This is a genomic window from Streptomyces sp. NPDC004732 (assembly GCF_040609235.1).
In the GTDB taxonomy this organism is placed as follows: domain Bacteria; phylum Actinomycetota; class Actinomycetes; order Streptomycetales; family Streptomycetaceae; genus Streptomyces.
Genome location: NZ_JBEXJR010000007.1, coordinates 556,556 through 575,870, shown reverse-complemented (window position 1 = coordinate 575,870; position 19,315 = coordinate 556,556). Strand labels below are relative to the sequence as shown.

The 19,315-nt window shown below is 70.6% G+C and carries 18 protein-coding genes; 11 read left to right on the top strand and 7 right to left on the bottom strand.

Annotated elements, in window-relative coordinates; genetic code table 11:
• Positions 1–6: 6 nt before the first annotated feature.
• Positions 7–414, bottom strand: a complete 408-nt coding sequence (locus ABZV77_RS23675) for a YciI family protein (RefSeq protein WP_356260135.1) — start codon at positions 412–414, stop codon at positions 7–9.
• A 152-nt stretch (positions 415–566) separates the two neighbouring features.
• Between ABZV77_RS23675 and ABZV77_RS23670 the strand changes: the two genes are divergently transcribed.
• The 9 genes from ABZV77_RS23670 (at position 567) to ABZV77_RS23630 (ending at position 10,081) form a co-directional block, all read left to right on the top strand.
• The gene (locus ABZV77_RS23670; protein WP_356260132.1) at positions 567–1,220 is read left to right on the top strand and encodes a Crp/Fnr family transcriptional regulator; all 654 of its coding nucleotides are present in this window, start codon (positions 567–569) and stop codon (positions 1,218–1,220) included.
• Between the two features lie 117 nt (positions 1,221–1,337).
• Positions 1,338–2,264: a hypothetical protein gene (locus tag ABZV77_RS23665; protein ID WP_356260129.1), complete on the top strand. Its 927-nt coding sequence runs from the start codon at positions 1,338–1,340 to the stop codon at positions 2,262–2,264.
• 137 nt (positions 2,265–2,401) lie between these two features.
• Positions 2,402–4,474: a hypothetical protein gene (locus tag ABZV77_RS23660; protein ID WP_356260126.1), complete on the top strand. Its 2,073-nt coding sequence runs from the start codon at positions 2,402–2,404 to the stop codon at positions 4,472–4,474.
• A complete protein-coding gene (locus ABZV77_RS23655; RefSeq protein WP_356260123.1) occupies positions 4,471–5,358 on the top strand; it encodes a hypothetical protein in 888 nt (295 codons plus the stop codon). The genes ABZV77_RS23660 and ABZV77_RS23655 overlap by 4 nt, the downstream gene beginning before the upstream one ends.
• 244 nt (positions 5,359–5,602) lie before the next feature.
• Positions 5,603–5,941 carry a hypothetical protein gene (locus ABZV77_RS23650; RefSeq protein ID WP_356260120.1) on the top strand — a complete coding sequence of 113 codons (339 nt, stop codon included), beginning with the start codon at positions 5,603–5,605 and terminating at the stop codon, positions 5,939–5,941.
• Positions 5,931–7,964 carry a hypothetical protein gene (locus ABZV77_RS23645; RefSeq protein ID WP_356260118.1) on the top strand — a complete coding sequence of 678 codons (2,034 nt, stop codon included), beginning with the start codon at positions 5,931–5,933 and terminating at the stop codon, positions 7,962–7,964. The genes ABZV77_RS23650 and ABZV77_RS23645 overlap by 11 nt, the downstream gene beginning before the upstream one ends.
• A gap of 2 nt (positions 7,965–7,966) precedes the next feature.
• On the top strand, positions 7,967–8,689 hold the full coding sequence (locus tag ABZV77_RS23640) for a PqqD family protein (protein WP_356260115.1): 723 nt from the start codon (positions 7,967–7,969) through the stop codon (positions 8,687–8,689).
• Positions 8,686–8,958, top strand: coding sequence for a DNA-binding protein (locus ABZV77_RS23635; RefSeq protein WP_356260113.1), 273 nt, complete (start codon positions 8,686–8,688; stop codon positions 8,956–8,958). Before ABZV77_RS23640 ends, ABZV77_RS23635 begins: the two co-directional genes overlap by 4 nt.
• Positions 8,959–9,040: 82 nt before the next feature.
• Positions 9,041–10,081: a hypothetical protein gene (locus ABZV77_RS23630; protein WP_356260110.1), complete on the top strand. Its 1,041-nt coding sequence runs from the start codon at positions 9,041–9,043 to the stop codon at positions 10,079–10,081.
• Positions 10,082–10,136: 55 nt separating this feature from the next.
• On the opposite strand, the gene ABZV77_RS23625 is transcribed toward ABZV77_RS23630, so the two are convergent.
• The 5 genes from ABZV77_RS23625 to ABZV77_RS23605 all read right to left on the bottom strand — a co-directional run bounded on the left by ABZV77_RS23625 (position 10,137) and on the right by ABZV77_RS23605 (position 16,353).
• Positions 10,137–11,345: a metallophosphoesterase gene (locus ABZV77_RS23625; protein WP_356260107.1), complete on the bottom strand. Its 1,209-nt coding sequence runs from the start codon at positions 11,343–11,345 to the stop codon at positions 10,137–10,139.
• A gap of 81 nt (positions 11,346–11,426) precedes the next feature.
• Positions 11,427–13,328, bottom strand: coding sequence for an ABC transporter ATP-binding protein (locus tag ABZV77_RS23620; RefSeq protein ID WP_356260104.1), 1,902 nt, complete (start codon positions 13,326–13,328; stop codon positions 11,427–11,429).
• Positions 13,329–13,412: 84 nt separating this feature from the next.
• A complete protein-coding gene (locus ABZV77_RS23615) occupies positions 13,413–14,270 on the bottom strand; it encodes a GNAT family N-acetyltransferase (RefSeq protein WP_356260101.1) in 858 nt (285 codons plus the stop codon).
• 72 nt (positions 14,271–14,342) lie between these two features.
• Positions 14,343–15,614 carry an MFS transporter gene (locus ABZV77_RS23610; protein WP_356260098.1) on the bottom strand — a complete coding sequence of 424 codons (1,272 nt, stop codon included), beginning with the start codon at positions 15,612–15,614 and terminating at the stop codon, positions 14,343–14,345.
• Positions 15,607–16,353 carry a FadR/GntR family transcriptional regulator gene (locus tag ABZV77_RS23605; RefSeq protein WP_356260095.1) on the bottom strand — a complete coding sequence of 249 codons (747 nt, stop codon included), beginning with the start codon at positions 16,351–16,353 and terminating at the stop codon, positions 15,607–15,609. The genes ABZV77_RS23610 and ABZV77_RS23605 overlap by 8 nt, the downstream gene beginning before the upstream one ends.
• A gap of 233 nt (positions 16,354–16,586) precedes the next feature.
• Here ABZV77_RS23605 and ABZV77_RS23600 point away from each other — a divergent pair, with 233 nt between their 5' ends.
• Both ABZV77_RS23600 and ABZV77_RS23595 read left to right on the top strand, forming a co-directional pair.
• Positions 16,587–17,600, top strand: a complete 1,014-nt coding sequence (locus ABZV77_RS23600) for a LacI family DNA-binding transcriptional regulator (protein WP_356260092.1) — start codon at positions 16,587–16,589, stop codon at positions 17,598–17,600.
• A gap of 241 nt (positions 17,601–17,841) precedes the next feature.
• Positions 17,842–18,732: a glycoside hydrolase family 19 protein gene (locus tag ABZV77_RS23595; RefSeq protein WP_356260089.1), complete on the top strand. Its 891-nt coding sequence runs from the start codon at positions 17,842–17,844 to the stop codon at positions 18,730–18,732.
• Positions 18,733–18,857: 125 nt separating this feature from the next.
• Here ABZV77_RS23595 and ABZV77_RS23590 read toward each other — a convergent pair whose 3' ends face one another.
• Entirely contained in the window at positions 18,858–19,298 is a 441-nt protein-coding gene (locus tag ABZV77_RS23590; RefSeq protein WP_356260087.1) for a nitroreductase/quinone reductase family protein, read from the bottom strand.
• Between the last annotated feature and the right edge of the window lie 17 nt (positions 19,299–19,315).

The following is a 19,315-nucleotide window of genomic DNA, read 5'->3' as shown; positions in this document are numbered from 1 at the left end:
CCGGTGTCACTCCGTGATGGTGGGCGGCTCGGCCATGAAGGGGCGCAGCTCCAGCCACTCGTGGATCGGCTTGCCGCCCGCGCCGGGGGCGGCCGACAGCTCCCCGGCCAGCTCGACGGCGCGCTCGTAGCTGTCGACGTCGATCACCATCCAGCCCGCGATGAGGTCCTTGGTCTCGGCGAACGGCCCGTCGGTGACCGGCGGCCGCCCCTCACCGTCGTACCGGACCCACGCCCCTTCGGGGGCGAGCGCCTGCCCGTCGACGAACTCGCCGGTCCCCTCCAGCCGGGCGGCGAAGTCCTGCATGTACTTGATGTGGGCCGAGATCTCCTCGGGCGTCCACTGGTCCATCGGCGCGCAGTTGACCGCCTCCGGAGCTCCGCGGTAGTGCTTGAGAAGCAGGTACTTGGCCATGGTGTTCTCCTCGGTGCCGGTGCGTCCCATTGTGGGCGCTCGGGGTCGCTCTCACTGCTGGGACGGAGCGGGCAGCAGGTTCTCGACATCACCACGAAGGAAATAATCCGATTCTGCCCAACGAGCGAAACACGCTCCCCTAACATGATCGCATGAGCGAACAGAAGCGGGTTTCGCCGGTGCGGGCCCTGCGTGATCTCGTACCGGGCGAGGCATGGGAGGCACTCACGCGCTTCCCCCATCGGAAGCACTGCGCCGGTGACATCCTGCTCCGCCAAGGGGACCCCGGAACACACGTTCTTGCCCTGATCCAGGGCATGGTGAAGGTCGTCATCACCGAGGCCGAGGGCAAGGAGAGGGTGCTCGCCTTCCGTGGGCCCGGGGAGGCGCTGGGCGAGATGGCCGTCCAGGACGGCGGAGGTCGACTCGCCGATGTTCGAGCAATTAGCGATTGCGAAGTTGCGATTGTTCCGGCTGCAGCCTTCCGGGACTTCGTCAAACAGCACGATCTGGCCGATCAACTCACTGCGTACGCGGTGAGTCGCGTACGCGAGCAGGTGGAGACCCGCGAGGGGGACATCGACCACAGGCTCGCCGTGACCCTGGTCCGGCTGGTCGAGATCTCGGGCACGCACACGTTCGCCCTCACCAGGGAGGAGCTGGCACAGCGCCTGGGAGTGAGCCGCTACTCCGTCACGAAGGCGCTGGCGCGGCTGGGCCCGGCGGTTCGGGCGGGCAGGACCTGCATCGACGTGCTCGACACGGACAGCCTGCGCACCGAGAGCACGACCCGCGCCAGCGCATGAGCATGCGTGACGCCCATCACGCTCCTTCTGCTCCGCGGGAGCGGAAACCCGTCCGTGCTTTCGTGAAACTCCATGGGAACGGCGCCCCGGCGCGCACTCCGTCCCAAAGGAGCGACGATGTACGAGAACGGCACCCAACTGCCCCCCGCCACCGCGTCCCCCCACTCCCAGAGCCGTCGGCTTCCCCCGTACCGGGGCATCGTCGCCGTGGACGCCAAGGACTTCACCGGCCGCCCCGCCATTGAGCACGAGGTCGTCAGCCGGGCAGTGCCCGACCTGGTCAGGACCTCTCTGGAACGTGCGGGGCTCGCCGAGTTGTGGAGCGAGCGCAGGTTCCCCGCGTCCACCGGCGACGGCTACGTCCTGGGGTTCGACCCCCAGCTGATGCCTCTCGTCATCCACCCCTGGCTGGGCACGCTCCAGGACGTCCTGACGGAGTTCAACATCCACTCCCTCGGCGTCGTCCCGATCAGGCTCCGCGTCAGTCTGCACATCGGTCCGCTGCCCGACACCGAGGACGAGTTCGGGGGCAACGGCACGGCGCGCAACGACACCCACCGGCTCCTCGACTCGCGTCCCGTCAAGGCTGTACTGGCGTCCTCGAACGAGAACATCACCCACGTCGCGGCCATCCTGTCGGACCGCTGCTACGAGGATGCCGTCGCCAGCGGTTACACAGGACGCCACCCCGACCACTTCCTCGAGGTGCCGGCAACCGTCGAGGGCAAGCCGTTCGCTCAGCGAGCCTGGATCTACGTACCGCTCCCGTCCGGCCCCCTGCGAGAAGACCGTGCTCACGAGGAAGCGGCCGACGGGGCGTCCGCGCAGAGCGGACCCGCCGAGAAGCCCTACCAGGGCCCGGAGGCGGGCCGGGTGACGAACAAGGCTCCGCACGGAAACATCAACACCGGCACCCTGCACGGCGGTCAGAGCGTCAGCAACCACCGCGTCGCCGGGGACCAGGTCGGCGGGAACAAAGCGGGCCGGGTCCGGGGATTCCAGGGCGACCAGGTGAACGGCAACAAGAACCAGGGCCACTCGTGACCACCACCGACGGGAGGGCCGACCTCCCCGAATTCGGTGCGCCTGGAGACGGATCCGATGAGTCTGGAGACGGGTTCGGTGGGTCTGGAGACGGGTTCGGTGAGTCGGGAGACGGGTTCGCCGAGCTGCTCGGATCCATGGCGGCGGCTCCGGGAGAAATCCGCCCCGTCTTCTACGCCCCTTACGGGAACATCAATGCGGGATCCGTCCACGGCGGCCAGCGGGTGGGCGACGGCTCGGCGGACGAGCGGGCGGCGGAACGCACCTGGAGGCACGAAGGTCCGATCCCGGAGGACGAAGTCGCGGACGCCGCCTTCGGGTTCGCGGAGCCGGACCAGTTCGGCCGAGCGCTCGACGCGCTGCAGGACGGCGTCCTCTTCCTCGCGGGAGGTCCGGGGTCGGGGCGCCGCACGATGGCGCTCAACCTGCTGCGCCGCAGTTGCGGGGACGCGGACTCGTTGCAGGCCCTGGACACCGTCACGGACCTGGACCGGTGGCGGCCCACGCAGTCCGGCGCACGTGGCTACCTCGTCCACGGCCTGTTCCCCTCCCATCCGCTGAGGCCCGGCATGCTCGGCAATCTCAGGTCGCTCCTCGGCCGGGCCGGGGCCCGCATGGTGATCGTGCTGCCCGATGACCCGTATCTCCTGCGCGACCTGGAACAGGACCTCCACGTACAGCCCGTCCGGTGCGAACCGCCCCTCCCGCGCGTGGTGTTCGACGCTCGTCTCCGTGCCTCGGTGCCTGACGGGGCCGAGCGCGCTCGGTTGCTGGGAGCCCTGGAACCCGGCCTCCTTGCGGAACTGCTGGTGCCCGGTCTGGTGCCCGCTGAAGTGGCCGAACTGGTGACAGCCGTAGTGGCGGCCGATGGCGATCCCGCCGCGCTCGTGGACCTTCGGGACCGGCTCAGCTTCCGGGCCGAGCAGGAGGTACCGGAACTCCTCCACCGGCTGCGGGACGACCCGGACGGTCTCGCTTTCCTCCTGGCCACCTGCGTCTTCGAAGGGCTGGATCACCGCGTTGTCCGAGCGGAGGCCGACCGGCTGCTGGAGATCGCCGACGGCCGGCTGACTTCGTTGCCGACGCCGACCGACGCGCAGCAGGGCGGCGGGCAGGAAGCACCGCGCCAACCCCGTTTCGTATTCCGCCGTTCCCTGTCGGACCTGCTGCACGCGGTGCGGGCCCGGCGGAAACCGCGGGAGATCCGTACGTACGGCGCCTACGCCCACACGGTGGAGCCGGTCACCTTCATCCGGCACCGCCAGGCCGAGGCGGTGCTGCGCCACGTATGGCGCGAGTACGGCCAACTGTCCGAGCTGCTCGTGACATGGCTGGGCGATGTCCACCGGCACAGCGAGTTGACCCGACCGGTGGGGCAGGTGATGGGCATGGCCGCCGGTTGGGGCGGAGGGCGGGGCGCCCTGCAGCACATCAGGAAACTGGCCGGGGCCGACCGCGCCACGAGCCGCCTCATCGCCGCGCACGCGCTGGGCCTGGCCGCGGAGGATCCCGTCCTCGTGGCCGAAGTGCGCCATCGGCTCAACGAGTGGAGCGTGGGCCGCAGTCCCCGGCTGCGGACCACGGTGGCGTATGCGTGTGGTGCCGAGTTCGGCGTGTCCCGGCCGGAATTCGCCCTGCGTCTGCTGCGGGCACTCGTCACAGGCGTGGCCGACGGGCCCGACGAGGACGCGGTCCGTCTCGCGGTGCGCGCCGCCGTCCTTCGTCTGTTCCGGGCGGGCAACGAACGACGGGTGTTCGAGCAGTTGACCGCATGGACGGCTGTCCCGGCCCTGGGTTCCGAGCCGTTGCACCTTCTCCCCCAACTGCTACAGGAACCGCACCGGTTCCAGAAGGAGCTGACGGGGGGCACCGCGAACGGCCTCGAGATCGTTGCTCTGACCCGCGCGGCCCTGAACGCCGACGCCACCTTCGACGCGACCTCCCGGGCCGTACTCCGGTGGTGCCACGCGGGCCAGTGGGACGACGCACTGTCCCGGGCGGCGGAGAACCTGCTCGCCGCTCTCGCCGGGTCCATGGAGCACGGCGTGCTGAGGCTGTTCGTGGAGGTGGACCGGGACGCGTCGGAAAGCCAGGTCGGGCGTGCTGTGGCCCGGCGGGCACTCGAAGCATGGCGTGCCGGGGAGACGGGACGGTCCGCTGACCGTTCCGGCGAGTTCGACGACCGAACGGTGAAGGTGGAGACGGTATGAGTGACGACCTGTCCGAACGGATTCTCGTTCGGGCCACGAAAGCTCCGTGGCGTGCGATCCTGAGCCATCGTTGGTCGGCGACGCGGCAGCGGGCCATGGTCCTGAAGGACGGCGAAGGCCGGTACTTCCTCCTCGGCCGGGGAGGAGACCCCGAGGAATTCGGGGCAGCCGCCCCCGTACCCGAGGAGGCGCCCCGCCCTCGGCTCTGGGGCACGTACGTCGCGGTCTTCCATGTCGACCTGACCGAGCATGTGGACACCCGAGCGGTGGGGCTCCCCACGGTGTACGGCACGGAGTCAGTGGACTTGCGGGTGTCCTGGTGGGTGCACGATCCGGTACGCGTCGTTCGCTCGCGAACCACGTACGGATGGGAGACCGTCCGGACGCATCTGAACAGCGCCCTGCATTTCCTGACAGAGGCTCAAGACGTGGCGGGCACGGGCCTCGGGGCTCCGGAGGTCATGCACCATCTGAGTGCGCCCCAAAGACTGGAAGAGGCGGGCCTGAGCTACCGCGTCTTCGACGTACGGCTCCGGGAGACGGGCGAAGAACTCCTCCTGGCCCGGACGGAGGGCGACGCGGTCAAGTACTCCTGGACTGCCGACCGTCGGGGTGAATACGAATTCTGCCTGCAGGCCCTGCGCAATGGTCCGATGTCCCTGGCCGCCCTCTGGCTGCTCAGGCATCCGGATCAGGTCAGTCAAGTGCTCGACTGGGCGGTGAGCCATCAGAGCCTCCTGGAGCCGCCGCGGACGGATTGGCAGGACGAACTCGCCGCGCTTCTCGGCACGTTGACGGAACAGGAGAAAAAGGAGATCTCACAACTCCTGCGTGACCGGATCGGTGCGCTGGGGCGTCCGGTTCCCGGAGCCCGAGCCATCTGAGGGCGTCTCTCCCCTCCGGCAAACGCAGCCGACTCCACTTCCCCGCAGGAATAGGCAGGCCGAATTATGTTTCGGTCTGCCTATTCCTGTTTCCACTGCCGAGTTCGCTTGTTCGGATTGTGTCCACTCGCACGATCCGTACGCGCTGCGAGAGCACTTGTCTCCCCGGAAAGACGGGAATCTCGGTTGGACAACGAAAAGCGCCGGCTGCCATAGGCCCGACCGGCACACTCTCGGAGGGGACATGCGGGAAAACGAAACGAACGCGGTGGAAAGCGCCCAGAGCGTGCACGGTGGGGGCGCGGATGGCGGCGGCGACCCGCTGCAGACGATCGTCGTCGCTCTGCGGCATGCGGGTGTCACCCTGGATCCGAAGGATCTCGCTCGGCTGTCGAGCCTTCTCGGCCACCGAGGACCCGCCGAGACCTCCGTCGCACGGCCGCAGACCCCGATGCCGCCGCACAGCACGGTGCTCAGCGCCGAGCGGGGCATCATCAACACCGGTTCCGTCAGCGGCGGACAGCACGTGGTCGACATCGCGGTGCCCCGTGACCATGTGCAGGGAGCGGACGATGGGGTCTGACCCGAACGTCGCCCTGGACCTCATCGAGCTGATCCGCAACCAGTCGACGCTCGTGGTGGCACCGAACGGCACGGTCAACACCGGCACGGTCAACGGCGACCAGCGGAACGTGCAGTCCACTCTCCCCTTGGAGGGGAGCAGCCAGGTGGCCCCGCCGCGCCAGGGGCCGGTCCGTGCGAAGGACCTCCAGGTGTCACGGCGGCGGTTCGTCCGGCCGCACGCCTTCGAGGCGGGTCTCGCCGCGCTCGACTCCGGCGTCCTGCTGCTCGTGGGCGAACCGGGGACGGGGCGCCGCACCCTGGCGCTCAACCTGCTGGCCCACGGGCACGATGCCCCCTCGCTGGGCCAGGTCGACGGGACGGTGGATCTGACGCGCTGGCGGCCCCGGTCACAGGGAGCCGACGGCTATCTCGTGATGGATCCGGGAGACCCTTTCGCGCTGCGGCCCTGGGACCTGTCCAACCTGGAGGAGCTCCTGGCGGAGGCGGCCGCGCGCCTGGTCATCGTGCTGCCGGATGCACCTGGGCTCGTCAGCAGCCTGGAGAGCGACCTGGGGGCCGCGGTGGTACGCCACCAGCCACCTGAACCGACCGACGTCTTCCATGCGCACTTCGCCGACCTATGCCCGGACGGGCGCGAACGTGAACGCCTGTTGGAACCGCTCGGGCCGGAGTTCCTCCCCGAGCTGCTGCCCGCCGGGCTGTCTCCCGCCCACGCGGCGGAAGCGGCCCGGACCGTGGCCCGGCCGGGAGGCATCCCGGGAGGCCGTGCCGAAGTGCTGAGCTGCCTGGCCCAGGCCGAGGCCGCGCGGCTGCTGGTGCGGGCGGAAGGCGACCCGGAACTGCTGGCCCAACTGTTCTCGGTCTGCGTCTACGGCGGGCTGGACCGTGCCACGGTGGTCGACCGGGCAGCGGACCTGCTCACCTCGGCCGGACCGGCGCCGACGGAACCGGACCACCCCGCTCAGACCTTCCCCAACCCGGTGGGCCATCCGGGTCACGGCCTCGGGCGGCCTGGGTCTCTGCGCAGCATCGGCGCGCACGCCGCACCGTGCGAGGAGGGCAGCGGGGCGGGATCCGTCGCCTTCCTGTGGCCGGCCGTGAGCGAGGCCGTATGGGATGCCGTGTGCCGGGACCGCGCCGACCTGCTTCCTCTGCTGCACGACTGGCTCGGCCGGGCCGGTGCGGACGAGGAGGAGATCGAGCATGCCGGTCGGGCCGTAGCCGCGCTCGGACGCCGGACCGGTGGCCGGACCTTCGGGCTCGTACGACGGCTCGCACTGTCGAACCGCCGGTCGGCCGTCAAGATCGCGGCGCTGTCCCTGGGCACGGCGGTACAGGACCCGGTCATCGGCTCGCGGGCGGGCAAGGTCCTCCTGGACTGGAGCCAGGCGCGGGATCCGGCACTGCGCACCGCTGTGGCGTACGCCTGCCGGTCGGACATGGGCGGAGCCGGGCCCGAGTTCGCACTGAGCCGACTCCACCGTGCGGTCGACGCGCGGGGCGAGGAAGCAGCCGACGCGGCGGTGGCCTCGATCGTCGCGGAGACGCTGAGACAGCGATTCGCGGCAGGCGACGCCGCGGCGCGAACGGTGATCGTGCGTCATCTCCTCACCTGGGCCCGCTCGGAGGGCGTCGCGGGGCAGACGGCCACCCTCACGTTCCCGGCCCTGGTCGCCTGTGACACCGACTGGTTCGCCGACCATCTGCTCGCCCGCCAGGACATGGCATCGGTCGTCATCGAGCTCGTGTGGCAGGCGCTCAACGAGGCCGCGTCCTACCCCTCGATGCGGGACGAACTCCTGGCCTGGGCCTGCTGGTCCAAGGAGCGGCAACGGCCGGAATCCTCCGTGGAGGAGCTGTTCGTACACCTCGTCGAGTCCCGGCAGCACGGTGTGCTGCGCCTGCTCATGTCGATCGAACGCGGCGGCGACACCCTGCCGGGCAAGGATCTCGCCCTGCGCTCCCTCGCCGTGTGGCACGGCAACAAGCAGCCCGGCATTCACGAATGTTCAGGAGGATGACGATGGTGGCGACCACTCGATCCGGACTGTTCGGTGCCATCGAACTCGCTTTTGCGGACGAGGACTTGGCACCCGGCCTGACGTCCGTCGGCCCGGCCGGCGGACCGCCCGCCCTGCTCCCCCTCCACAGGGCGCGCCCGATGCTGTACGACCGCTCCCGTGCCACCGAGACCCGGAGCGCGCTCTGGCACCAGGTGGTCGCGCTGGCCCGCCACGACGCGGACCGGAACGGCTGGCCGCTGGCCGCTGTGTGGCTGGCCCTGCCCGGGCTGCGGCGGACCGTGTTCAGGATCGCACGCCGATTCGGTGCCGACCGTGACGACGTCGAGGCGGACACCGTCACGGCCTTCCTCGAAACACTGCGGGAGATCGGACCGGAGGAGGCCGAACCGGGCTCCGTGCTGCTGCGCACCGCGTGCACCCACGCCTGGAACACGGCACGTCGGGCACTGGCCGAGGTCTCCGTCGAGAACGTGGAGGTCGTCGCGGCTCCGCGCCACGGTCCGGGTGGGCTCTGGCAGGCGGACTTCGCCGGTCCCGAACGGCCCGACGGCCTGTCCGCGCCGCTCCGCGTCTCCGTTCCGGCAGACCGGGTCGAGGGCGTACGGGTCGGGGCCCTGGCGCGTGAGTGGGACCTGTCGGACACGGTGACCGACACCGGTCGGCTCCGGCGGGGGCGTCGGGTCGGAGCGCTGTCCCTGCGGAACACCGGGAGGCGCGCATGAACGAGCGTGACCAGACGCCTCTGACGTTCAGGGAGATCTTCGACCTCCCGGTCAGCGTGGACCTCAGGACCGCCGCCAGGGCGTTCGGGATGTGCATGGGCACCGCCTACCGGCTGGTGAGCAACGGGGCCTTCCCCTGCGAGACCGTCCGCGTCGGCCATCGTCACCGGGTCCTGACCGTGAACCTCATGCAAGCGCTCGGCATCGAGGAGCGGCCGGTCTACGACGACGACCTCAAGGACGGCGTGGCGCTGACGCTCTTCGACTGACCGGCGAACGAGATCCGCCAGGCCTAGGGTCCGCTCGCCCCCCCTGCCCCTCCATTCCTGCACTCTGCAAGGGAGATCCACCATGCCCACGTGCTTCGCGCTCGCACCCACCGACACCACCCAGCAGGCCGACCTGTTCTACGAGGAGATCGTGCGGCCCGTCTGCGGGCAGTTCGGCCTGACTCTGATTCGGGCCGACCAGGTGGCAGGCGCCGACCGTCTGTCCGAAGAATTGATCCGCCACCTCATCGAGGAGGACATCGTCGTGGCCGACCTCACCGGGGGCAGTCCCGAGGTCGCCTACGGGCTCGGCATCCGGCACGCCATCGGCCGGTGCGCCGTACAGCTCGGTGCGGCCGGCAGTCTGCCCTTCGGCTCCCCGGCACTCCCGACCATCGAGTTCGCGGCCCTGCCAATGGGAGCGGCCGATGCCCGTCAGGAACTTGCGGCAGCGCTCTCGGGGGCCCTCTCCGGAGCCGTTCCTCTGATGCTGCCCGCGCAGGTCCTGCTGTCCCACACGCCGGACACCGCCGACAGCGGCGGAGCGGCTTCGGACACCCAGGAGCCGGGCCGCCCGGGATTGCTCGACCTGGCCGTCGCGGCCGAGACGGAAATGGAGGCGATCACAGACGACATGGCGGGGGTGGAGGCCGCGTTCCTGGACCTCGCCGCCATGGCCGAGCTGATCGGTGAGGACATGCTGCGCGTCCAGCAACAGGGGGCTCCGATGAGTGCCCGCCTGGCCGTCATCAACCGGTTCGCCAAGGCCATCGCAGGCCCCGCCGATGACCTGGAGAAGGCGGCCAACCGGGTCGCCGAGCGGATGGCTGTCACCACCGACGCTCTGGGAGCCTTCATGCGCTGGGCGCGGGACACTCCTCGTGACGAGTGGCCCGACGAGGTGGGAGGGCTGTTCGACCAGGTGATCGAGATGGCCGAAGTGGTGCGGGGCGCCGCGGCCGGTGTGCAGGAAATCGGTCCGGTGATCGAGCTGTTCAGCTCGGCCAGTCAGCAGCTGCGCAAGCCCAGCCGCAAGATCACCTCGTCCATCCAGGCCATGTTCGGCAGTGTGGCCGTGTTCCAGGAATGGGAGAAGGTGGCCCTGGAGCTGCGCGCCGGGTGACGAGCCGCGCCGGAGCCGGGACCGCGCCTGATGGTCCCGGCTCCGCTCGCCCCGCTCACACCCTGCTGAGCGGCGCAGCCGTACGCGTGCGATGCGCCAGGCGGGCCTTGCGCGTGGCGACGTCGACCGTGTACGCCTCGACCGTCATCGCCCGCTCGGACACCTTCAGCACCATGAAGCCGTGCTCGGAGAAGTTCTGCCAGGTCGACGGGTGGCCGAAGTGGGCCTTGCCGTCTCCGGCCTTGCCCGCGGCGCCGCACACGATCTGGCGGGTGCCGCCGGTGCGGGCGGTGGGCTCCAGGATCTGCAGCGTGTGGTCATGCCCGGACAGGATCAGGTCGGCCTGCCCGCACACCACCTCCTCGTACAACTCCTTGAGGTGGATGCCGCTGGTGTAGTTGCCGATGACGAAGCCGTCGTACGAACCGGCGCTGCCGTGCTTGCCGTTGTTGAGGTACGGGTGGTGGCCGAGCACGATCTTCCAGCGGGCCCGCGACGCCTTGAGGGCGCTGTCCAGCCAGTTGCGCTGCTCGCGCATGTACGGGCCGTTCCACCAGTAGTGCGGGTCGAGTTGCGCGACGTACGAGGAGACGGGGTTGGTGTCGATCGCGAAGAACTCGACCACCGGGTCGCTCTCCGCCGCGGCCTGGGCGGGCAGGGCGACGTTGTAGTAGCGGCTCGGCATGTACCAGCGGCGCGAGCCCTGCGCGTAGGTGACCTCGCGGTCGCCGCGCGACGGGTCGCCGCCGCTGCCCGGGATCAGTCCCGAGCAGTCGTGGTTGCCGAGGACCATCAGCCACGGCATGTCCAGGCCGGAGTTGGGGTCCTCGAACTTGGTGCGGAACTCCGAGTCGTCGGCGGACTCGGGGCCGTTCTCGTAGATGTTGTCGCCGAGGCCGACCGCGAGGCCGATGCCCTCGGCGCGGCACACCTCGCGGGCCGCGGCGGCCACCGCGTGCTGTGCTTCGTCGCCCGTACCGGCGTCGCCGGTGAGGAGCACCGCGTACTCGCCGGAGCGGTTCGGTCCGGTCGGCAGGGGGAACTTGCCGGTGCGGGCGGCGGCCGCCGCGGGCTGCGTGCCGCCCTGCAGCACGGTCAGCGCCGCCGCCCCCGCCACCACGCCGCCCAGCACGGTCCGGCGCCGCGGTGCCCGCATCTCCCTGACCCGCTCCCCCACCGGCCCTTCGGTCAGCGTCGGGTCGGCCCTCAGCCACTGTTCCTCGGTCAGGTCGGCGCTCGGTGGTATCAGCTCGTCATCGCACATGGAGGGTTTCTCTCACGGGAGGGCGGGCGGATGGTGGGGAACCGATGAACTCCTGGTGGACGAATGGACACGGGTGATCGTTCAGGCCGCCTCCACCACGTCCGTCGGGTCCACGGGGCCGCTGCCCTTGGCGAACTGCGTCCGGTACAGCTCCGCGTACCGTCCGTCCAGGTCGAGCAGCTCGTCGTGCGTTCCGCGTTCGATGATCTGTCCGGCCTCGACGACGAGGATCTGGTCGGCGGACCGCACCGTGGAGAGCCGGTGGGCGATCACCACGGCGGTACGGCCTTCGAGCGCCTCCGCCAGGGCTTCCTGGACCGCGGCCTCGGAGGTGTTGTCGAGGTGTGCCGTCGCCTCGTCGAGGATGACGACCCGCTGTCCCGCGAGGAGCAGCCGCGCGATGGTCATCCGCTGGCGCTCACCGCCGGAGAGGCGGTAGCCGCGCTCGCCGACGACCGTGTCCAGGCCGTCGGGCAGGGAGCGTACGAGGTCTTCGAGGCGGGCCCGCCGCAGTACGTCCCACAGCTCGTCCTCGCTCGCGCCGGGCCGGGCGAGGAGCAGGTTGTCGCGGACGGACTCGTGGAAGAGGTGGCCGTCCTGCGTGACCATGCCCAGCGTGGCCCGCATGGACTCGGCGGACAGGTCACGCACGTCGACGCCCCCGATGCGCACGGCTCCCTCGTCGGTGTCGTACAGGCGCGGCAGGAGCTGCGCGATGGTCGACTTGCCCGCTCCGGAGGAGCCGACGAGTGCGACGGTCTGTCCGGGCTCGGCGCGGAAGGAGAGTCCGTGCAGGACCTCCTCGCCGCCGCGGGTGTCGAGCGAGGCGACCTCTTCGAGGGAGGCGAGGGAGACCTTGTCGGCGGCCGGGTAGCCGAACCGGACGTTGTCGAACTCGATGGCGACGGGCCCTTCGGGCACCGGCACCGCGGCCTTCTTCTCCTCGATGAGGGGCTTCAGGTCGAGGACCTCGAAGACCCGCTCGAAGCTGACGAGCGCGCTCATCACCTCGACCCGCGCACCGGCCAGGGAGGTCAGCGGCGCGTAGAGCCGGGTGAGGAGCAGTGCGAGCGAGACGACGGCGCCCGGCTTCAGCGACCCTTCCAGTGCGAAGTACCCCCCGAGGCCGTAGACGAGCGCCAGCGCGAGGGCCGACACCAGGGTGAGGGCGGTGATGAAGGCGGACTGCGCCATGGCGGTGCGTACGCCGATGTCCCGCACCCGGTGGGCGCGTGCGGCGAACTCCGCGGACTCGGCACCTGGTCGGCCGAAGAGCTTGATGAGGGTGGCGCCGGGCGCCGAGAAGCGCTCCGTCATCCGCGTGCCCATGGCGGCGTTGTGGTGGGCCGCCTCACGCTGGAGCTTGGCCATCCGCGTGCCCATCCGGCGTGCGGGGACGACGAAGACGGGCAGCAGCACCAGCGCGAGCAGGGTGATCTGCCAGGAGAGCGTCAGCATGACGACGAGGGTCAGGAGCAGCGTGACGACGTTCCCGACGACGCCGGACAGCGTGTTGCTGAACGCCCGTTGCGCGCCGACCACGTCGTTGTTGAGACGGCTGACCAGCGCGCCCGTGCGGGTACGGGTGAAGAAGGCGACGGGCATGCGCTGGACGTGGTCGAAGACCGCGGTGCGCAGATCGAGGATGAGGCCTTCGCCGAGGTTCGCCGACAGCCAGCGGCTCAGCAGTCCGATACCGGCCTCCGCGAGGGCGATCGCGGCGATGACCAAGGCGTAGCGCACCACGGTCGAGGAGTCGGAGCCCGATACGATGGCGGTCACGACATTGCCTGCCAGGACGGGTGTTGCCACGGCGAGCAGTGCGGTGACGATGCTCAGCAGCACGAACTGCCAGATGCGTCGTCGGTGGGGCCGCGCGAAGGTGCCGATGCGGCGCAATGTGGCCCGGGCGAAGGGGCGTCGGTCCTGCTGGGCGTGCATGACGCTGTACATCTGCGTCCATGCGGTCGTTTCCATACTCATACGGAGAACGTTAGAACCTCAACTAAACTTGAGGTCAAGCCTTTTCCGTGCGCCCATCCGCCTCTTCGCCCGTCCGTGTCGCGGCTAGCCGAGTTCGAGCGAAGTGGTGCCGAAGACCCGTTCCGCGGCGAAGTCCCTGATGGGGCCCGTGTACATGCGGGCCGTGTCGAAGGTGGGCTTCATGCCGCGGGCCTCGGCGAGCGCCACGGCCTCGGGATTGGACTCGGGCACGTCCATCGCGACGGGCGCCCCTTCCGCCTCGGCCGCCAGCGCGTCGAGGAGCGCCTCGGCGTCGGCGCGGGTGTCCGCGAAGAGCGGCCCGACACGGAGGGCGTCGCGGCCCCGGCGGATCACTCCGTACCCGGTCAGGCGGCCGTCGACGATGCGGGCGAGCGCGCGGTGGCCCGGTCCGGCGAGCCAGGACTCCAGGAAGCGGGGCCGGTCCGCGGGCAGGCATGCGCTGTCGTACGCCATGAGTGCCCGCAGGCCCGCCGCCTCGACGGGGCGCACGTACCGGTCGGGGACGTCGACCGCGGGCAGCGGGCCGATGTAGCGCAGCGTCCCGTGCCGCCACTCAAAGCCGGAGCGGCGGTAGTTGTCCTGCTGGGCCGGTACACCGTCCAGGCCGACGACCCGGCTCCCGGCATGTGCGAGGCCCGCCTGCCAGGTGGCGAGGCCGAGGCCGCGGCCCCGCAGGTCGGGGCGGACCAGGTAGTGGCCGAGAAAGGCGTAGTCGTCCCCGTAGTTGACCACGGAGATCGCGGAGGCCGGTTCGCCGTCGAGGCGGCCCAGGAAGAATCCGTCGGGGTCCTGCGCGTGGAACGAGGGGGCGTCGGCGAGGCCGGGGTTCCAGCCTTCGTCCGCCGCCCAGCCCGTCACCACTCGCCAGTCGTCGAGCGTCGCCCGTGAGATCACGAGCTGCCCGGGGGCCGAATCCTTCATCGTTGCACCCTTCTCGATCCGACACGGTGGGCCGTGGAGAACCGCACCGGGTGCATCCTGCCCGACCTGACGTCAGCCGATGCCCGCCACATGGCGGTCCCGTGCGGCGCCCAGTCCGGCCACGACCTGCGGGACAAGCAGCACGAGCAGCAGGACGAGCGGCACGGTCCAGCTGTGCGAGGCGTCGTGGACGGCGCCGAGGAGGGTGGGGCCGGTGGCCGCGAGGATGTAGCCGAAGCACTGGGACATGCTGGAGAGCTGCGCCACGTGCCGGGCGTCGGGGGCCCGTTGCACGATGAACAGCAGCGCCAGGCTGATGGCCGCGCCCTGGCCGAGGCCGAGCAGCGTCATCCACAGATAGGCGCCGCCGACCGGCGCGGCGAGCAGCCCCGCGAAGCCGAGCGCGCAGAGGACGGCGCCGAGCGCGGCCAGGGTGCCCGAACGCAGCCTGCGGCCGACGATCACCGGAGCGAGGAAGGAGCCCGCGATGCCGAGCAGCGAGGAGAAGGAGAGCATCCAGCCCGCGTCGCCAGGGGCCATGCCCGCGTCCTGGAACACGGTCGGCAGCCAGGCGGCGGCCGCGTAGTAGTTGAGGGACTGCAGGCCCATGTACGCGGTGACCTGCCAGGCCAGCGGGGAGCGCCACAGTCCGCGTACCGGGTGGGCGGCCTGCCGTGCCGCCGCCTCGCCGACCCGGGTGCGCGACCGGATCTGCGGCAGCCACACGAGCAGCGCGACGACCGCGAGCGCGCCCCAACACGCCAGGGTGGTACGCCAGTTCATGCCGCTGGACTGCTGCACGGGCAGCGTGACACCGGCGGCGAGGGCCGCCCCGCCGAACAGCGACATCGAGTAGAGGCCCGTCATCAGACCGGCCTTGGCGGGGAAGTCGCGCTTGATGAGGCCCGGCAGCAGGACGTTGGCGACGGCTATGCCCGCGCCGATGACGACGGTGCCCGCGAAGAGCGCGACGACCGAGTCGAGCAGGCGCAGGGCCGTGCCCGCGCAGATCAGCACCATGGTGCCGAGCAGCGACCGCTCCATGCCGAGGCGGCGGCCGAGCCGCGGCGCGACGGGTGCGAGCAGGCCGAAGCAGAGCAGCGGGAGCGCGGTGAGCAGGCTGGTCGCGGCGGCCGACATGCCGCTGTCGTCGCGGATGGTGTCGGCGAGCGGGGAGACGGCGACGAGGGCGGGGCGCAGGTTGAGGGCGAGCAGCACGACGCCGATGGCGAGGTGGAGCGCGTGGCGTCCGGCCGCCGGGGGCGGGGCGGGGGCCGGGTCCGGCGGCGCCTCGGTGGTGCTTTCGGGTGCGGCCTCGGCGGTCGCCGGTGCTGCCTCACTCATGTGCTGCTCCTGATTCGTTCCTGTCGTGCCCGGCTTCGGGGCCGGTGTGTGGCTGCTCGCGGAGTGCGGCCATGCCCTCGTTGAGGTGGGCGAGCACCGCGGCCTCCGCGGCGTCGGCGTCCCGCGCCTCGATGGCGTCGACGATCGCCTCATGGCCTTCGAGCTGGTGGCGCACGGAGTCCGGGACGGGTGCGCCGATGACGGACTGGACCGTGGAGCGCAGGGCGTCGCTGAGGTATCCGTACAGCTCGGCCAGGACGCTGTTGTGCGCCGCGTCGGCGACCGTGCGGTGGAAGGCCATGTCCGCGTCGACGAACGCCGCCGTGTTCCCGCTCTCCCACGCCAGGCTGCGCTCGACGAGCGCGGCCCGCAGCGTCACGAGGTCCTCGTCGGTACGGCGCTCCGCGGCATGGCGGGCGGCGTCCCGCTCCAGGGAGGCACGGACTTCGTACGCCTCCAGGACGCCCGCACGGCGCAGCCTGCGCTGCACGGCCGCGCCGAAGTCGCTGTCCGCGCGCACATAGGTGCCGTCGCCCTGGCGAGGCTCCAGCATGCCGGTGTGCACGAGTGCGCGGACCGCTTCCCTGACGGTGTTGCGGCCCACGGCGAGCTGCTCCACGAGCAGCGGCTCGGCCGGGATCTTCTCGCCGACCTTCCACTCGCCGTCACTGATGAGGCTCTCCATCTGGGCGATGACGAGGTCGACGAGGTTGGTCCGGGCGGCGCTGCGCAGCGGCATCGGTCGGCACCTTCTCTCCTGAGGGCGCCCCTGATCTCCGGCTGTTTTCCGAGCGAAGACGCCAGCCATGGGAACATCCCATGTTTCACAGACATGGGAACATCCCATGTTTTTGGCTGTCAAACGAGGTGAGCGGACGCCAAGCCCCGGGGAGCGGACGGAAGGCCCCGGCATTCCGCCGGATTCACCGATTCACGCAAGCAGTACGCAATCCCTGCCCTAATCTTGCGCGCATGACGCGACGACTTGCTCAAGTGGCGCAGAAGGTGGGGGTCAGCGAGGCCACGGTCAGCCGGGTGCTCAACAACAAGCCCGGCGTCTCCGAGGCGACCCGCCAGTCCGTGCTCTCCGCCCTCGACGTACTGGGCTACGAACGCCCGACGCAGCTGCGCGGCGAACGGGCCCGCCTGGTCGGCCTGGTCCTGCCCGAGCTGCAGAACCCGATCTTCCCCGCCTTCGCCGAGGTCATCGGCGGAGCACTGGCCCAGCAGGGCCTGACCCCGCTCCTGTGCACCCAGACCAAGGGCGGCGTCTCCGAGGCCGACTATGTGGAACTGCTCCTGCAACAGCAGGTCTCCGGCGTCGTGTTCGCCGGGGGCCTGTACGCACAGGCGGACGCGGAGCACGAGCACTACAAGCGCCTGGCGGCTCCCCGGATCCCGGTGGTGCTCGTCAATGCGGCCTACGAGCGGCTCGGGTTCCCCGCCGTGTCCTGCGACGACGCGGTCGCGGTCGAGCAGGCGTGGCGACACCTCTCCTCGCTCGGCCACCGCCGCATCGGCCTGGTACTCGGCCCCGCCGACCACATGCCCTCACGGCGCAAGCTGGCGGCCGCCCGAGCACTGGCGAGCCGCTCCGGCGGCGAGCTGCCCGAAGCGCACGTCGCGCGGGCGATGTTCTCGCTCGAAGGCGGTCAGGCCGCGGCGTCGACGCTGCTCGACGAGGGCGTCACCGGTGTCATCTGCGCCAGCGACCCCCTCGCCCTCGGCGCGGTGCGCGCCGCACGCCGACGCGGGCTCACCGTCCCGGACGACGTGTCGGTGGTCGGCTACGACGACTCGGCGTTCATGAACTGCACCGAGCCCCCGCTGACCACCGTGCGCCAGCCGATCGAGGCCATGGGCCGCGCCGCCGTCGAGATGCTCACCCTGCAGATCGCGGGCAGCGCGGTACCGACGGATGAGCTGCTCTTCGAGCCGGAACTGGTGGTGCGCGGCTCCACGGGGCAGGCGGCCGTGCAGAGCTGATCCTGCCCGCCCCCTCACCCCCCCCCACCCCTGACCCACCTGGCGTAATTCACTAGTTGCATGCATCGCGCCATATTTTGCAGTGCGCGCATCGACACCTGCGTCAGCATCCTCCGTTGAAGGTTTTACCTGCCGAATTTGGTCTAGACCTTGACAGGTTCAGACCATTTTCGCTTGAGTCGCGACACCCCCATCGGCGGCGCGGCCCCCGCACACCACGCCGCCCCTAAGGAGAGTTGGCATGATCAGACGCATCACCAGCTTCGCGGCCGCACTCGCCGCACTCGGCGCGATGATCGTCCTCGGCCCGGCCGCCACCTCGGCGTCCGCCGCCGAGTGCGCCGCACCGTGGAACTCATCGTCCGTCTACACGGGCGGCAAGTCCGCCTCGCACAACGGGCACAACTGGACCGCCAAGTGGTGGACCCAGAACGAGGCCCCCGGCCGTTCCGACGTCTGGGCCGACCAGGGCACCTGCGGCGGCGGCACGGGCCCGGGCGACCCCGACCCGTCCGGCTTCGTCGTCAGCGAGTCCCAGTTCAACCAGATGTTCCCGAACCGGAATTCGTTCTACACGTACAAGGGCCTGACGGACGCGCTCAAGTCCTACCCGGCCTTCGCGAACACCGGCAGCGACACCGTGAAGCGCCAGGAGGCCGCGGCCTTCCTCGCCAACGTCAGCCACGAGACCGGTGGCCTGGTGTACGTGGTCGAGCAGAACCAGAGCAACTACCCGCACTACTGCGACAAGACCCAGCCCTACGGCTGTCCGGCGGGACAGGCCGCCTACTACGGCCGCGGCCCGATCCAGCTCAGCTGGAACTTCAACTACAAGGCCGCGGGCGACGCGCTCGGCATCGACCTCCTCAACAACCCGTACCTGGTCGAGCAGAACCCGGCCATCGCCTGGCAGACGGGCCTCTGGTACTGGAACACCCAGAACGGCCCCGGCACCATGACCCCGCACAACGCCATGGTCAACGGCGCCGGATTCGGCGAGACCATCCGCGCCATCAACGGCACCCTGGAATGCAACGGCGGCAACCCCAACCAGGTCCAGAGCCGCATCGACCGCTACAAGGCCTTCACCCAGATCCTGGGCACCACCCCGGGCGCCAACCTGAGCTGCTGACGCCCCGGCCACACGGCCACCGCGGCCACCACGGCCATCTCCCAGCGCCGCACCCCTCCAGTGCGGCGCGACCCCGCCGCCGGGCGGACCCGCACCCACGGGCCCGCCCGGCGCTCGGGCCGCCGTCAGTCCCGCTGCGCCACCAGCCGGAACACCGGATGCCGCGCCACCTCGGCGGCGAACTCCTCGTCCGTCGACTCGTCCGTCACGTCGAAGTAGGGCCGGGTGACGGGCACTTCCCGCCAGTACTGGCGCAGCACCGGCACGCTCTCGGCCGGTCCGAGCTCCACCACCCGCACGGTCTCCGAACTGCCTCCCCGGCTGAGCCCGAGCTGCCCGGCCGCGCGCGCGTTGCGCACCCACTCGCTCACCCCGTAGGCGGCGACGACCCACCGCTCGCCACCGGCCGACATCACGTCGACCGGCGTGGAGTACACCCGCCCGGACTTCCTGCCGCGCACGGACAGGTTGTACCGGTACGCCTTGCCGATCCCGCGCCGGGTCATCGCGTGGAACACCCGGTTGATCATGCGCGTCCCGGCGTTCATGCGGTACGCCTTGGCCATCGCCCCTCCTCGTGTCG

Coding starts and splice junctions, on each gene's coding strand:
- ABZV77_RS23675 (WP_356260135.1), bottom strand. CDS start 414: ATGGCCAAGTACCTGCTTCTCAAGCACTACCGCGGAGCTCCGGAGGCG.
- ABZV77_RS23670 (WP_356260132.1), top strand. CDS start 567: ATGAGCGAACAGAAGCGGGTTTCGCCGGTGCGGGCCCTGCGTGATCTC.
- ABZV77_RS23665 (WP_356260129.1), top strand. CDS start 1,338: ATGTACGAGAACGGCACCCAACTGCCCCCCGCCACCGCGTCCCCCCAC.
- ABZV77_RS23660 (WP_356260126.1), top strand. CDS start 2,402: ATGGCGGCGGCTCCGGGAGAAATCCGCCCCGTCTTCTACGCCCCTTAC.
- ABZV77_RS23655 (WP_356260123.1), top strand. CDS start 4,471: ATGAGTGACGACCTGTCCGAACGGATTCTCGTTCGGGCCACGAAAGCT.
- ABZV77_RS23650 (WP_356260120.1), top strand. CDS start 5,603: ATGCGGGAAAACGAAACGAACGCGGTGGAAAGCGCCCAGAGCGTGCAC.
- ABZV77_RS23645 (WP_356260118.1), top strand. CDS start 5,931: ATGGGGTCTGACCCGAACGTCGCCCTGGACCTCATCGAGCTGATCCGC.
- ABZV77_RS23640 (WP_356260115.1), top strand. CDS start 7,967: ATGGTGGCGACCACTCGATCCGGACTGTTCGGTGCCATCGAACTCGCT.
- ABZV77_RS23635 (WP_356260113.1), top strand. CDS start 8,686: ATGAACGAGCGTGACCAGACGCCTCTGACGTTCAGGGAGATCTTCGAC.
- ABZV77_RS23630 (WP_356260110.1), top strand. CDS start 9,041: ATGCCCACGTGCTTCGCGCTCGCACCCACCGACACCACCCAGCAGGCC.
- ABZV77_RS23625 (WP_356260107.1), bottom strand. CDS start 11,345: ATGTGCGATGACGAGCTGATACCACCGAGCGCCGACCTGACCGAGGAA.
- ABZV77_RS23620 (WP_356260104.1), bottom strand. CDS start 13,328: ATGAGTATGGAAACGACCGCATGGACGCAGATGTACAGCGTCATGCAC.
- ABZV77_RS23615 (WP_356260101.1), bottom strand. CDS start 14,270: ATGAAGGATTCGGCCCCCGGGCAGCTCGTGATCTCACGGGCGACGCTC.
- ABZV77_RS23610 (WP_356260098.1), bottom strand. CDS start 15,614: ATGAGTGAGGCAGCACCGGCGACCGCCGAGGCCGCACCCGAAAGCACC.
- ABZV77_RS23605 (WP_356260095.1), bottom strand. CDS start 16,353: ATGCCGCTGCGCAGCGCCGCCCGGACCAACCTCGTCGACCTCGTCATC.
- ABZV77_RS23600 (WP_356260092.1), top strand. CDS start 16,587: ATGACGCGACGACTTGCTCAAGTGGCGCAGAAGGTGGGGGTCAGCGAG.
- ABZV77_RS23595 (WP_356260089.1), top strand. CDS start 17,842: ATGATCAGACGCATCACCAGCTTCGCGGCCGCACTCGCCGCACTCGGC.
- ABZV77_RS23590 (WP_356260087.1), bottom strand. CDS start 19,298: ATGGCCAAGGCGTACCGCATGAACGCCGGGACGCGCATGATCAACCGG.